Origin of the sequence: Rhodococcus sp. NPDC057135 (assembly GCF_042670865.1) — a bacterium.
Classification (GTDB): Bacteria; Actinomycetota; Actinomycetes; order Mycobacteriales; family Mycobacteriaceae; genus Rhodococcus_F.
Genome location: NZ_JBHUUU010000017.1, coordinates 72007 through 84487, shown reverse-complemented (window position 1 = coordinate 84487; position 12481 = coordinate 72007). Strand labels below are relative to the sequence as shown.

At 60.1% G+C, this 12481-nt stretch carries 14 protein-coding genes; 9 read left to right on the top strand and 5 right to left on the bottom strand.

The window, feature by feature from the left end; genetic code table 11:
- Positions 1-5 precede the first annotated feature (5 nt).
- Positions 6-596 carry a hypothetical protein gene (locus tag ACFT1A_RS26465; protein ID WP_378449411.1) on the top strand — a complete coding sequence of 197 codons (591 nt, stop codon included), beginning with the start codon at positions 6-8 and terminating at the stop codon, positions 594-596.
- A gap of 37 nt (positions 597-633) precedes the next feature.
- Here the strand turns inward: ACFT1A_RS26465 and ACFT1A_RS26460 are convergent, their stop codons facing one another.
- Positions 634-1623, bottom strand: a complete 990-nt coding sequence (locus tag ACFT1A_RS26460; protein ID WP_378449410.1) for a DUF3068 domain-containing protein — start codon at positions 1621-1623, stop codon at positions 634-636.
- Positions 1624-1810: 187 nt separating this feature from the next.
- Between ACFT1A_RS26460 and ACFT1A_RS26455 the strand changes: the two genes are divergently transcribed.
- From ACFT1A_RS26455 to ACFT1A_RS26445, 3 genes are read left to right on the top strand one after another with little or no spacing between them, the layout of a single operon-like run.
- The gene (locus tag ACFT1A_RS26455) at positions 1811-2293 is read left to right on the top strand and encodes a hypothetical protein (protein WP_378449409.1); all 483 of its coding nucleotides are present in this window, start codon (positions 1811-1813) and stop codon (positions 2291-2293) included.
- Entirely contained in the window at positions 2290-3369 is a 1080-nt protein-coding gene (locus ACFT1A_RS26450) for a hypothetical protein (RefSeq protein WP_378449408.1), read from the top strand. The genes ACFT1A_RS26455 and ACFT1A_RS26450 overlap by 4 nt, the downstream gene beginning before the upstream one ends.
- Complete coding sequence (locus ACFT1A_RS26445; RefSeq protein WP_378449407.1) at positions 3366-3968, top strand: hypothetical protein; 603 nt, start codon at positions 3366-3368, stop codon at positions 3966-3968. Before ACFT1A_RS26450 ends, ACFT1A_RS26445 begins: the two co-directional genes overlap by 4 nt.
- 3 nt (positions 3969-3971) lie before the next feature.
- Here ACFT1A_RS26445 and ACFT1A_RS26440 read toward each other — a convergent pair whose 3' ends face one another.
- Both ACFT1A_RS26440 and ACFT1A_RS26435 read right to left on the bottom strand, forming a co-directional pair.
- Entirely contained in the window at positions 3972-4328 is a 357-nt protein-coding gene (locus ACFT1A_RS26440; protein ID WP_378449406.1) for an XRE family transcriptional regulator, read from the bottom strand.
- Between the two features lie 251 nt (positions 4329-4579).
- Positions 4580-5044 carry a helix-turn-helix domain-containing protein gene (locus ACFT1A_RS26435; protein WP_378449467.1) on the bottom strand — a complete coding sequence of 155 codons (465 nt, stop codon included), beginning with the start codon at positions 5042-5044 and terminating at the stop codon, positions 4580-4582.
- Positions 5045-5656: 612 nt separating this feature from the next.
- Here ACFT1A_RS26435 and ACFT1A_RS26430 point away from each other — a divergent pair.
- From ACFT1A_RS26430 to ACFT1A_RS26410, 5 genes are all read left to right on the top strand, one after another.
- Positions 5657-5968, top strand: a complete 312-nt coding sequence (locus ACFT1A_RS26430) for a hypothetical protein (RefSeq protein ID WP_378449405.1) — start codon at positions 5657-5659, stop codon at positions 5966-5968.
- A 301-nt stretch (positions 5969-6269) separates the two neighbouring features.
- Positions 6270-6728: a hypothetical protein gene (locus ACFT1A_RS26425; protein ID WP_378449404.1), complete on the top strand. Its 459-nt coding sequence runs from the start codon at positions 6270-6272 to the stop codon at positions 6726-6728.
- Positions 6725-7285: a hypothetical protein gene (locus ACFT1A_RS26420; protein WP_378449403.1), complete on the top strand. Its 561-nt coding sequence runs from the start codon at positions 6725-6727 to the stop codon at positions 7283-7285. The genes ACFT1A_RS26425 and ACFT1A_RS26420 overlap by 4 nt, the downstream gene beginning before the upstream one ends.
- Positions 7282-7611, top strand: coding sequence for a hypothetical protein (locus ACFT1A_RS26415; RefSeq protein WP_378449402.1), 330 nt, complete (start codon positions 7282-7284; stop codon positions 7609-7611). Before ACFT1A_RS26420 ends, ACFT1A_RS26415 begins: the two co-directional genes overlap by 4 nt.
- 404 nt (positions 7612-8015) lie before the next feature.
- Complete coding sequence (locus ACFT1A_RS26410) at positions 8016-9290, top strand: hypothetical protein (RefSeq protein ID WP_378449401.1); 1275 nt, start codon at positions 8016-8018, stop codon at positions 9288-9290.
- A gap of 224 nt (positions 9291-9514) precedes the next feature.
- Here ACFT1A_RS26410 and ACFT1A_RS26405 read toward each other — a convergent pair whose 3' ends face one another.
- A complete protein-coding gene (locus tag ACFT1A_RS26405) occupies positions 9515-10783 on the bottom strand; it encodes a hypothetical protein (RefSeq protein WP_378449400.1) in 1269 nt (422 codons plus the stop codon).
- Positions 10784-12088: 1305 nt separating this feature from the next.
- On the bottom strand, positions 12089-12244 hold the full coding sequence (locus ACFT1A_RS26400; RefSeq protein ID WP_378449399.1) for a hypothetical protein: 156 nt from the start codon (positions 12242-12244) through the stop codon (positions 12089-12091).
- Positions 12245-12481: the final 237 nt, after the last annotated feature.

Here is a 12481-nt window from a genome sequence, read left to right as displayed (position 1 = left end):
CACACATGAAGCGCACCACCACCGCCATCGCAGTCACCGGGATCCTTGCCACACCACTGATCCTGACCGCATGCTCGGACTCGATACCCGCCAACGACAACGGCGGCAGCTCCACCACCACCAGCGCAAGCAACGGTCGCGCCGGCACCGTCACACCAGCTGAAACCTCCTCCTGGCGAGGAAACCTGGTAATCGGAGTCGGCGACCAACAAGCCAACGACAAAATCACACTCCCTGCCGCCAACCAGGTCCACGCACAGTGCGTAGGCGAAGGCGACAACCTCACCGTCGACATCGCCGCACCCAACGGCTGGCATGCAGTCCTCACCCACGGATCTCAAATCGTCACCATCGAAAACACTCAACTGAACTATGCCGCGCAAGAATTCACCACCCCGCAAAGCTCACTCGACTACGACATCGAATGGAACAACAAGTTCGGCAGCGACAAGCAGTATCTATCGGGTGTCACCTGGGACGTGCCCCACACAGGTGACGTAGAAATCCAACTCAACGAGCGAACACCCCCACACTGGGTGATCAAATCAGCCGAAAAGGTTAACCTCGCCTTGCATGTCGATTGCAGCTCTCAATAACAGCGAAAGTACGGTCCGGCGCGATCAGTTCCGGCACCTATCGAGCTACAAGATCGCCGGACTTCCCATTTTGGACTATCAGAGATTGTGGTCCAGGTCTCGTCGATGTCCATCCGAGATATATCCCACCAAGAAGAAGCAGTAGTCCGACTAAGCCCCCGATTGCCGGTCCGTAGTCCGTACCCCACCGGATTTGGTCTCTATACATGACAGCTCGTTCGATCTGTTCGTGCTGCGTCTGGGAATCGAGTTTGGGGGCTACATCGATGATCGTGATGGCTTCAGGGGCTGAAGCAGATGCCGCAAAATATTGCCTATAGTGTTGCTGCACTTGGATTATGGCGCCGGAAATGGGCTCGACGGACAGTTCGCGTGTGATGCCATAGAAACGTTTCATGGTGACTGGGCTCGTTCCTGGTTTCCCCCAACTGGAGGCAGGCAATGTGATCTCCGTGCCAATCTCCACAGGTGCGATTTCCTGACGGAAGTCGTAGACGTCAACGCCTTCAATTTCACCCTCTGCGATGAAGTTCGCGTCATGGCTATCCCGCAGTGTCGAGTCGAAATACGGATACGTTCGTTTCTGAGTGTCGAACGGAAATTTGAATTGAAGTCCCTCATGGGCAACAACTTCCGCCGGTTTGTCCATCACGGTCTGGATCGAGCCGATCGGCTCCTCGACCGGGATCGCCGAGATCCTGTCGACAGTGGAACGATCGATGCTCGCATTCACAATCGCTGCCGAACCGACCCGATCGTCCCGCACCATCTGAACCGCCGACTGCAGGGTCACCACGTCGGATCCCGACGGATCTACGGCAGTGACGCGCTGCTGGACCGTGATCGGAACATTGCTATCCACAACCAATTTGCCCTTGGCTAACGCCGCAGCATCCAGCAATACTGCAGTACCCGTCGACACTGTTGCCGCATCGATGCTCAACGGAATCTTCACCAGCTGACCCTTGGCATAGGTGGGCGCCAACGCACTCATTGTCAGCAGAAAACCTGCCGCCGCAATAGCCACGCAGGCAGCGCGTCGACGTGAGGGGCGCAAGTTAGGCGACATTCGGACGACCCTAGCGTGTCTTGCGCTCGACTGCGCGAGCCCGTGACTGCGCTAGTCTTGAGCGCCCAGTTGAGCGATACCAACAACAACGACTACGGTGTTCGGTTGGGGCCGTAGGGGATACTCGGTGAGGAGGTGCCCCGAAGTGGCAGACAAAACCGTCGCTCGAGCAGTCGAGCGCCTGTTCCGCATTGCCGTAGGCGACGAAGCGCGAACCCTTGAAGGTATGGCCGAAGCATTGTCGCGCGACCGCGGACGCCCACTGACCGTGCTGGACGACGCAGTCCTCCCGCCAGGTGTATTTGGTCAATGGGTCCGGCACCACGACCGCGATGAAGTGTCCTGTGCAGGGTGGGTTCATGCTCGCGACCGAACGATTGCTCATGAGTTGGGACATATCGCGTTGAACCACTCCGGTAGACCGGCCATCGATTTGGCCACCGACTTCCTTCCACCCGCGTTGCGTGATCTTGGAACTCTGATGCTTCGACGCGATTGTGTGGACACCGTCTCGACGGAAGAAGCCGAGGCTGAAGCATTCGGGAGTCTGCTTCTGCGGCGGCTTCACGTCACACGGCGCGCGCAGAATCCTTTGGTTCGTTCACGACTGGATGAGGCACTCGGTTGATCACTGCTCTCGCTGCGGCAGTACTCGCCATTGCAGCGGCCACCCGGATCCAGCGTTGGTGGTTTTCCAGGTCATGGACTCTGGCAGGCGCAATCATCGTTCTACTGTGTATGTCGATTCATATGGCGCTCAACGTGAAAACGGTCGAGAGCGCTGTCAGAGTCACACTCGGGGCTGGCATACCCGGCACAATCAAGATGCTGCTCGTCTGTGGTATCTGCGTCGGCACCGCCGTTGTGTTCACAACCGTCACCAGCTCCCATCATCTCAAAAAGCTACTTTGGCTGCATATTTCACTGTCCGTTGTCACCGCAGCGCTCTCGTTCTACTTCTTCTTCAAGACTCCGTGGCCGGCATCGAACCCCGACAACCGGACTTTCGACAACCAATACGCATTTCTTCCGAATTACGCAGAGGGCCTGATGTTGGGCATGGCCTATCCGTTTCTGTTGTGCTTGATGGTGACGATCGTCGCTATTCGGCAGGCAGACCGGCGGACGGCAACGGGCTGGGGGCTCATCATCGTTTCCCCCGGAGCCGCAGCACTCAGCGCATACGCCGCACTCCGAATTGGTTACCTGGGGTCGGTACGGTGGGGACTGATCGATCCGACCCCGACACCCTTTGCAATCTCGCGCTTCCTGGCCGTTGTCGGCGTTCTCTTTGTCGCAGCGGGAGTGTTGGTTACAGCGATTGGAACCGCGCTTGTCTCACGAGCGCAACTTCGGGCCTTTGACGACCTTCGCTCCGAGCTACTTGCCCGTTGGCCTGGTGCCCTACGGCCATCCGAGCCCGGAAGCGGCGCCGCTGATCGGACCGCCGATCGCGCAGCGGAACTGTTGGACGCGCTGAGCTTGGAAGCCAAGAGACAGGCTCTACCGAACCAAGGTGCAGCCTTGAGCCGGACAGAGGTGGCACATGCTGTTGCGGAATGGATTATTACTGATCGGATTCCGGAGGGACTGGGATCGGACAACCTCCGAGCACGGGCAGCTACTTCAGATGTCCGCTGGGCGCGAGAACTGGGTGATGCGTACGCCCGTGAAATCGAACGAAAGTTGGTCCTCGAGCAATGACAGAAACACGAGTACAGGGGAATACCTCGGGACAGGACCGGATCGCACGGTTACTTACCGAGGTCGGCGCGCCCTGGGTCATCAACATCGTGACCTCATTGATCCTCGGGTGCTCCATCGGGGCGCCAGGATGGGGAATCTTCGTCGCGATCTGCTCAGGTGTGGTCCCTATGGGCGTCATACTCTACGGGATGCGGAAGTCGAAAATCGGCGATCACCATGTCACCAGCATCAGCGAACGACACCTGCTCATTGTTGTATTGCTCGCAGTTGCCTTGGGTGGGTTGATCATTCAGATTGTCGCGAGCGCACCCATTCAGATGATCGCGTTCATGACTGCCGGTTTGGCGGCGCTGGTGGTGGCTGCATTGATCACTAGTGTTCTTCACTGGAAAGTCAGCGTGCACACTGGAGTTTCAGCCGGAGTCACCATAGTTTTGGCACTTGCGCTGTCGCCCTGGTGGCTGCTTGCTCTCGCCTTGACCCCGTTGATCGGATGGTCACGGGTTCACTTAGGAGATCACACCAAGGGGCAGGTCATCGTCGGAGCTATCGCCGGAGCAGTCACAACGGGGATTTCATATGCGTTGATCGCTTAGAAACTAGTCATCGTCGGACTGCATCATCTTCCGAAACGGGTCGTACGCACGCGCTGCAACCTGCTCACGGTCACTGTCGCGAACATCCTGGATCCAGGCAATGGTGTGCTTGACCAACTCATACGTTTCTTCGTCACTGAAGTAGTCCATCGGAACATGAAAGACGTTGCAGATATCGCGAACCGTTTCTACGCCCGGTGATTGACGCTTACCACTCAGCAGTTGAGACATGTAACCGGTAGTCATCTTGCCGCCGCCGAAGCGGATTATGTCCACAACCTCGGTTTGCGTGTACGGACCACGATCTCTGGGGTGCACCGTGTCGAAGAGATGTCGGAGCCGTTCTGCGAATGTGCTCATCGTTCGTCCCTCCGTCCTCAATCAACGTGCGGGATGGGCGCACTGGTCCAATGTTCAATTTCCAATACTGGCAAGTCCCGCTGCCCAACGCAACTTGCAATAGTAAGATTTCAGTTTTAGGCTGACCTCGACCGTGAGGGGCAGCAGTGATTTACAGAGTCAGGACTGACAGGCGGTGACCCACCGCAGCCGAAACGACCTATCTTCATCAGTCAGCACAACAGCGAAGTCGACCGAAGAGAAGTCCGAACCTAGGCGGGCGCCTCAGGCCCCCGATGACGAACCCGCATATGCGCAGCGAGCAACTCGTCAACCGAGACACCTAGAACCGGGGCCAGTTTCTCCGCCACGACGTCCGACAAAGGAATTTCGCCCCGTTCGATGCCTCCGACGATCGGTGTCCGCAGGCCGGCCTGCATCCCAAGTTGCGGTTGAGTCAAACCCTTCAAGACGCGCCAATCACCCGGATACCTGTCAGCCTCAGGCACTTGTACGATATCGGCGATCTTTACACCCAACTCCGCCACCACAGTCGCCAGAAGATCAACCTGCGGAGAGGAATTCGACTGCTCCCAGCGCCGGATCGTCGTTTCACCCACTCCTGCCCGCCGCGCCAATTCCGCACGTGACAGCCCCGCAGTGCGGCGCGCAGCCACAAGACTTGACGGGGAAAACCCCCGCATCACTCGCCGACTCACAGCCAGCATCCTTCGCATCTCGTTGTCATTAGTAGACACTGTGCCGCCTCCTCGATACCATTCGCACACGCGGCTATTTTTAGATGACTGGTTTTAGATGGCGGTCAAGTCGTAGTCAACGACCTCAAGGGAGACAACTAGAGCAAAAAACGAAAGAGTCCCCCGGCCGCGCCAACGACCGAGGGACCAGACCAAACGGGATGCAACCCGTCCAGCATTTTCTTCAGATGCAGAAAGGATTCTGCGATGTCTATCTTAGTGGACCCATCAGGTCCGGATGACGTGTTCCGCAATCGATACGCGACGCTATCGACGTTGATGCTTCGTCGGCTTGTTGCGCGGCATTCGTCGATCGGCGGGCGTTGCGATGGTTGCGGTTTCAGTATTTCGGAGCTCGTTCCGTTGTGCCCGGAGGCTGCGGCCGCGTTGCGTGAGTTGACGCACCGTGAGGGCAGGGGAACATCCGCGGTCATGTTGCCGAAGTTCAGCACTGACGATCTCCTTCGGGTTGCTGCTTCGCATCATCCTGATCAGGTTGGTCGGTGCGCGCGGTGCGGGTTCGTTTTCTCGCCGGAGTGCGATGTATGCCCGACTGTGCGAGCTGTTCGTGTGGAGTTGGAGGTTCGGGGCGTGGTGCCCATTCGCGGTGCCGAGCCGGGCAAGGGTTTGTGCGCGGGGAAGTCACCGTCGTGGGAGATGGATGGCCGCACGGTGATGGAGTGGCGCCGCGCGATCTCCTCGTGTGAGGCATGCCCGTTGTTGGCGCAGTGCCACCAAGATGCGGCCGCGTCGGTGGAACGTGGGGATGGTCCGCAACGAATGATCATGGCGGGCAACGCGTATGACAGCCACGGCAATATCGTCGACGGTGAACGCTTGGGCCCGTACGAGTCGTTGACGACAGCAACGCGCCGTCGCCGGGATTCGGAGGTGGCCGCGTGAGGGCCGCGGCGCCGCCGCCGACTGTGTTGGCGTGCGCGGTCGATCCCCAATCGTGGGATCTCGATGAGGGCTCGTATCGAGCGGGTGTGGATGCGCAGGCTGAGTGTTTCCGGTGCCCGCGTTTGGCGGATTGCCGGAAGGAGTTGTCGTCGATGGTGGCAGCGGATACTCCGCCTCGGTCGATGATTTGGGCGGGTGTGCCGTTCAGTCATCGTGGCCAGCCGATTACCTCGGATGCGGTGTTGCGTTCGTACTACCGGCGGGTCGACGGGCATCGCGGTACTTCTCGTGGGAGCGCTGCGTGACCCCGATAGTGGGGTCGTTCGATCCGGTCTTCACACGGCCACTCGACACGCCGGCATCGGAAGAGTCTGCGGCGCTGATCTTGACGTCGTTCGAATCAGCGTGGTCTGTGTACGGAATCCTCGCCGACACACACGGCCATGTGCCTGTCCGGGACCGCTACGACCGGTTGTGGATCCTCGTCGAAGTCGCCGGCCGCCTGCGTAGCCGCCGCACCTTCATTCACGATCATCCGCACATCGGCGACTCACCGGATGTGTACGGGTTGATCGACGTGGACTCCCGCGCAGTTCTTCATGCCCGCGATCTGATCGAAGCCCACGGCCCGTTGAGCGTCGACCCCTCCCATGCCGCGGTCCTCGCCCCTATCCGTACCGGTGCGACAGATTCCGCACACCTTCCCACCTGCACGTCACAAGCCTCGTTCGACGTCACCCGATTGGACTGCCCCACATGACAACACACCGCTTGCTCGACGAACTGAACAACCCCCACCGCCCCCTCCCAGACATCATCTACGGGATCAGCACCGGGGCGCTCCCCTCCCCCGCCTCAACCGGCCTTCCCGCCGAACGATGGCAATGGCTCGCACACCTCCTCACCCACCCACAATGGGGAATGACCGCAATCGTCGACGGACTCGACCATGTCTGCGCCCCCGTCGCCCGACTGTGCCGACTCACCGCCCACCCCATCCACCCCCTCAACGTGCGAGAACTGTGGGCCGCAGAACAACTCCCCACCACCGAACTCATCGCAGCGCATACACCGAATGCGGACGGTCACTGGGAAGTCCTCAACACCGCACTGGAGCTGATCACCGACGGACTCGACCACTGCAACGGACACGAGACCTCCGGGATCGAAGCAGTCACATCAGCATTCACCGCCGTCATCACCGCACAGGACGCTGCCACCGCCCGCACGACTATCACTGCTGCCGTCGAACACTGGATTCATCCCACACACACCACCACATCATCTGTTTCCACACAGTTGGGGGCAGCATCATGACAACAACACCGCATCGCTCACCGCTGATCGAATCCATGATCAGCACCGCCTCCACAGCGCTACTGAAAGAAGTAGGCATCACCTTCCCCACCGACGCCGAACTGACCGAGGTACGACAACTCGCCGAAACAATCGTCCGGGACACCGTCGACGCACTCGCAGGACCGCGCGAGTTGTCGGTCGGGATACGCGACAACCTCATCGACGTGGCAGATCTCGTTGCCTCCGATCCGGAAACTGCGTCGGTCGATCAGATTCACGAGGTTGCGGTTGCACTCCGGGGGCTTCTGGATCTGCACATCCCCGTTCGAGCGAATCATTCGTGATTGCGCTCGTTCTCGCTGTCGCGTTGGGGTGTGCAGGTGTTGTGGGAGCGGTGTTTTCGCTTCGCCCCACGCGTTCCTGACATTCGAAACGCGACAGATCCGCACATCGGGGCCGGCGTCCGTCGCAGACCGCCAGCGGCAACTGACCTCGATAAACATCCGGCCTGACCCGAACACCGCCGAAAAGGGAGACCGCCACCACCCAGTCTGAAATCCGAAAGACCTTGACACACAACTCCATAGACGCAGTCCAGAAACGACGAAACCCCCTTACGGGGGTTCGTCACACACTGAGCCAAATCAACAGCGAAGCCATGCCCGGCTCGCTGTCACTGATGAAGCCGAAGTAACCGCTCCGCCTTCTGTACTGCACTACTTCTTCACTCACATGAAGGGATTTACCTGTGACAGGTACATCTCAGGGTAACGCACACCCTGAACCAGCTTCAACACTTCCACACAACAACACCCCAGACCGCTCACCATCAACGCGCCACGCCCCAGTCTCCGACACCGAGTGGGCCCACGCCGTACAACAAGCCACCGAAAACGTCGCCCGCATCGAAACACTCAACCGGACGAGCAACCAACGCGGAAACTCATGGTCCCTCCCCATCCCCGACGGCACCTACAGCTGTACCCCCACCTGGACCAGCCGCACACACTGGCAACACCAAGTCCGCACCCTCCTCAACTCCCCCACCGGCACGAAACTCTGCACAACCCACACCATCACCACCGAAGCCGTCTTCGCCGTCGCCGTGATCCACGCCTCCCACGCCGAAAGCGCAACCGGACGCTCAGTGACCGCCTCACGCGAGACCATCGCCCACCGAGCAGGAGTGAGCACCTCCACCGTCAAACGCGCCCGACGAGTCCTCACAGCCCTCCGAGTCGCAGTAGAACTCGTCCGCGGCCGCTACCTCAGCCGCATGGAAGCCATGGCCGCAGAATCACACCACGGGCACCGCCAATTCCGTGCAGCCTCCACCTGGGCACTCACCACACCCCGCCCGATAGCCACAACCGTCACCCCTCCCTTCACAAAACCCAGAAAACCCTCCCGAGCCACACTGCGCACCAACGCATACAGATCCAGAACCACCACACGGAACCATCCACAATCCGGCACCCGTGACCCCCTATCCCCCTCCGGGGGATTTGCACTTAAAGCTCTTGCTTTCAAGATCTCACCAACGCGCACACAAGCACACGCGGGCAAGACAACACACCAACCAACAACCACACCCCGACCCATCCACCTCCAACGCGCAGCGGCCGAACTCCTCGCCCACGCACCAGCACTGAAACCAGACGGCCACATCGGAAAAATCTGCGACACCATCCAACAAACCGGAATCGACACCACCCGATGGACCGGACGGGACATCGCACGCCAACTCACCACAGACACCCAACAACGCGGCTGGACCTGGCCCAACCACATCCCACGACCAAGCGCATTCCTACGCTGGCGACTGACCCACATCGACTGGGCCGCACCCACCCCCACCGAGCGAAACGACGAACACAATCGCACTCGACGCGCTGACCAGCTCGCCCGACACGCGGAAGTACGCGCACGCGACGAACGCGCCGCCTCGGAAGAAACCCGAACAGAAGCACTCCGGGCATTTCGGAGCGCTTCTACCCCTACGGCCGATCTGCTGCCGGCATGACGCCGCGCCACCATCGAAGCCCCGTAACGCCTCCCAAACGGAAGGTCACCGTCACCCATCAGTGACAACGCACCGATGGTCTCACTCTTGCGTACAACGCTCGGCTCGGCGTGTCGAACCAAGCCCGAATCAACCGTCTATCTGGAAGTCCCGGACAACAAGCTGGTCCGCCGATTCCGTTGGAACGGAGGCGAAATGGGCATTCTTAGAGTAGATCTCCGTGGTCAGGGAAGCGTTCGAAATGACCCAGATCCGACGATCTCGTCATCGGCTTCCAGGGTGTAGTTGTAGCTCGTATTCGGTGTGAGACTCGTGACGATGCTCAAAGTGCGCAGTCCGGTCCGGGTTGTGTAGTTGTAGACGTAGAACGGGCCTTGGGTGGCTGTGACTCGGAACGTCGTTCGACTGGTTCCGGCGGGAATGGTGACGACCATGTTTGCGCCGGTCCTCGTCGGGGTCAGGGTGTAATTCCAGACGTCGGGGGTCGGCTCTGTGGTGGTGGTCGATGCCTGCGTCATCGGTGGTGTTGTTGCGGTGGGGGGAGTTCCTGTCGTAGTCGTTGTCGCCAATGTGGTTGTCGTCGAGGTCGTCGACTCGGGGGCAGCGGTGACAGTGGTGGGAAGGTGGTTGTTCGGCACGTGATCGTCGAGGTGACTGGCCAGAACTGCGCCGAAGGTACCGGAAAGGTTGTGCCCGATACCTGTTGGAGACTCCAGATCCGCGGTAAAGCCGTGTGCCGAGTACCAAGCCGAGCCTTTCTGCGCATCCAAGAGTGCGTTGTAGCCGTCGCTAACAGTGGTGCCGTTGTCGGCGCCTCCGGTGTACCAGTGCATGGGTAGGTCGGCGATCAAGCCGCTGGCGAAGGGCTGAGCAGATACACGTGGCGCACCGCCGCCACCGAAGACCACGGTGCCGCCACCGTCGATCTTGCTGGAGTACTTCGGGATGAGGAATTGGGTGATGAACTGGGCGCCTCCGCTGTAACCGACGAGCCAGATGTCCTCGGTGTCGATGTTGTAGCCCGCCTTCAGCGTGTCGAGCAGGTCGGCGACGAAGTCGGCGTTCGCGCTCCCGTTTTCCCACCACGTGATATCCCCGGCCGAGTCCGGAGAGCGCACCGGAACGGTGATGTAGCCCCGCGAGCGGGCTTGAGCCACGATGCCCGACGGACCGCCGAGGCTGTACGACGAGGTGGGGTTCGCGAATTCGTACGCCCCGTCGCCGTGGAACTGAAGCACCAAACCGGCAGCGTGATCCTGCGGGATCCCCGCGGAGTACACGTGGTACTTCGACGAAAGACCGTTCGAGGCGGTGAAGGGCTGAAAGGTCCGATCCGAATAGGCCATACCGGTGCCGTAGGTGTTCTCAGCCGAGGCAAACGAGGACGGGACGACGATTGAGATGAGGCCGGTCAGCGCCGCCAGTGCCGCTGTAGCCAGGGCAGTTCGGGCGGGCGCGGCGGAGGCCGTCGATCCGAATCGGGGCATGGGCACTGCCTTTCCTCTCGAGGCCGCGGCGTAGCCCGCGTGACTCACACCTCGAATGAAAGAATGCCACCTCGGGTACCGCACGGTCGGCATTTCCCGATAGTGCCCCGAGAGTGGCTGGTGTCGGACGGAATGCTTGGCTTCGCGAACGCCGAGTCATGTTGACAGTGAACCGCTTTAGTGTTGTCGGCAAAGAACTTGACGATAGTATGGCAGGCCGCTCTGGCGAGCCTGCATGCCCTGATCAGGTCGGCGTCACCCGGCGTTCCATCACGGACCACCCGTCCACGCTGTAGTGAAGGTATCGGGGGCTTTTCGTCCTGCCGCGCGTAACGCGCATCCCTCACTGCGTTCCTGACTCGCCGAGAACGCTACCGCCTGGTCCCTCCTCCTGGGATGCGTCGCCCATGAAGTGGTGCTTACCTGCCGGAACGCAACACCCGATTCGAAGCAACGATTTTCCTTCCCATTCCATGACCCACCACGGACTCGTGCGACCAGGTGACAATGCCACCCCTAATGCTCGGTATGACAACGGACAGTGCCGTCGTCCCCGGCTGCACCGCATCCGCTGTCGGCATCACCTGGCGAGTAAGCCTGAAGAGACTCGCTGACGAACGGTCTGATCCATCGCACATCGCTCCGAGGACGGCAGCGGTGTCGGGTTCCGGCTCCGGATCTCCTGGAAAGCGCGTGGTAGAACGCACGAACATCTCGTGGGTAACCTCTTGTGCAGAAGACTTTTTCAGAGTTCAGTAGCAGTTGGGCGCCCGCCGACCGGCTGGTCACTCGACGGGAGGCGGGGCGCCCGTCTCTTGACCAGGCCCAGATCCTGTATCCGCAAGTCCGCTCCGACGGTTTCGGTAACGGCGATCAGTCACGCGCATCGCATCGCATCGCGTCGAACCGACCCGTCGAGCGAGTGCCGTCATCTCGCGGTCGGTATTGATATCGCCGGAATCGACGCGCTCGATTCGGTCGGCTTCCGATCGACATTCGATCAGCGACGGCGCACACGAGAGATCCGCGGGTGGTGCCGTTTCGAACACTCGCTGGTTACTCCTCGGCAAGAGTCGGTGCCGGTTCCTTCGATCGGCGGTGGGGACGGCCGCGAAAGCCACCACAAGGCAGTTGGGGTACTTGCGCTGCCTCAGTGATTCTGGGGACACGAGCCTGCGTGCGAAGTGATCGCTGGCTGTTGCCTTCGCTGCCGCGCACGAAAAATGAAGCAGCCGCACTGACGATTTCGGTCACAATTTTCGACGTGCATGGCCCAACCGAGGTCATCTGCGTTCGGGACCTTCGGCCCCCTCACATCGAGTGGTCACGACCCTCGATGATGCTGCGCCAGCGCCGAAATCGGACAAATGATGTGTACTGCACTGCACGAACCGGCAACGGCACTCCGGCGAGATTCGTCCGTCGCCGGACATTGACCTTCTCTTCGACGACCTCCCGCCACATCATTGGGACTAAAGTCACATTCTTATTTGCGGGGACTTAGCGACAACTATTCACAGCCATATTCCACCGGCTTATCTGTGAGTTACCTGTAACCCTGCTGGCAGTGCCCCTGCACCAAATCGCACCCCAACTCCCCCTGAAAGAAACTGGACGGTTTCGGAGACTCCACCTCTTGATTCGAACATTTCCGGCGCTAGTGTTTTCCCCGCAACCGTCGTAGCGTGTGTCAGCGCAATCACT

Bases quoted from the DNA above. Each gene is read 5' to 3' on its own strand.
- ACFT1A_RS26465 (WP_378449411.1), top strand. From the start codon at position 6: ATGAAGCGCACCACCACCGCCATCGCAGTCACCGGGATCCTTGCCACA.
- ACFT1A_RS26445 (WP_378449407.1), top strand. From the start codon at position 3,366: ATGACAGAAACACGAGTACAGGGGAATACCTCGGGACAGGACCGGATC.
- ACFT1A_RS26440 (WP_378449406.1), bottom strand. From the start codon at position 4,328: ATGAGCACATTCGCAGAACGGCTCCGACATCTCTTCGACACGGTGCAC.
- ACFT1A_RS26435 (WP_378449467.1), bottom strand. From the start codon at position 5,044: ATGCGAAGGATGCTGGCTGTGAGTCGGCGAGTGATGCGGGGGTTTTCC.
- ACFT1A_RS26420 (WP_378449403.1), top strand. From the start codon at position 6,725: ATGACAACACACCGCTTGCTCGACGAACTGAACAACCCCCACCGCCCC.
- ACFT1A_RS26415 (WP_378449402.1), top strand. From the start codon at position 7,282: ATGACAACAACACCGCATCGCTCACCGCTGATCGAATCCATGATCAGC.
- ACFT1A_RS26400 (WP_378449399.1), bottom strand. From the start codon at position 12,244: ATGATGTGGCGGGAGGTCGTCGAAGAGAAGGTCAATGTCCGGCGACGG.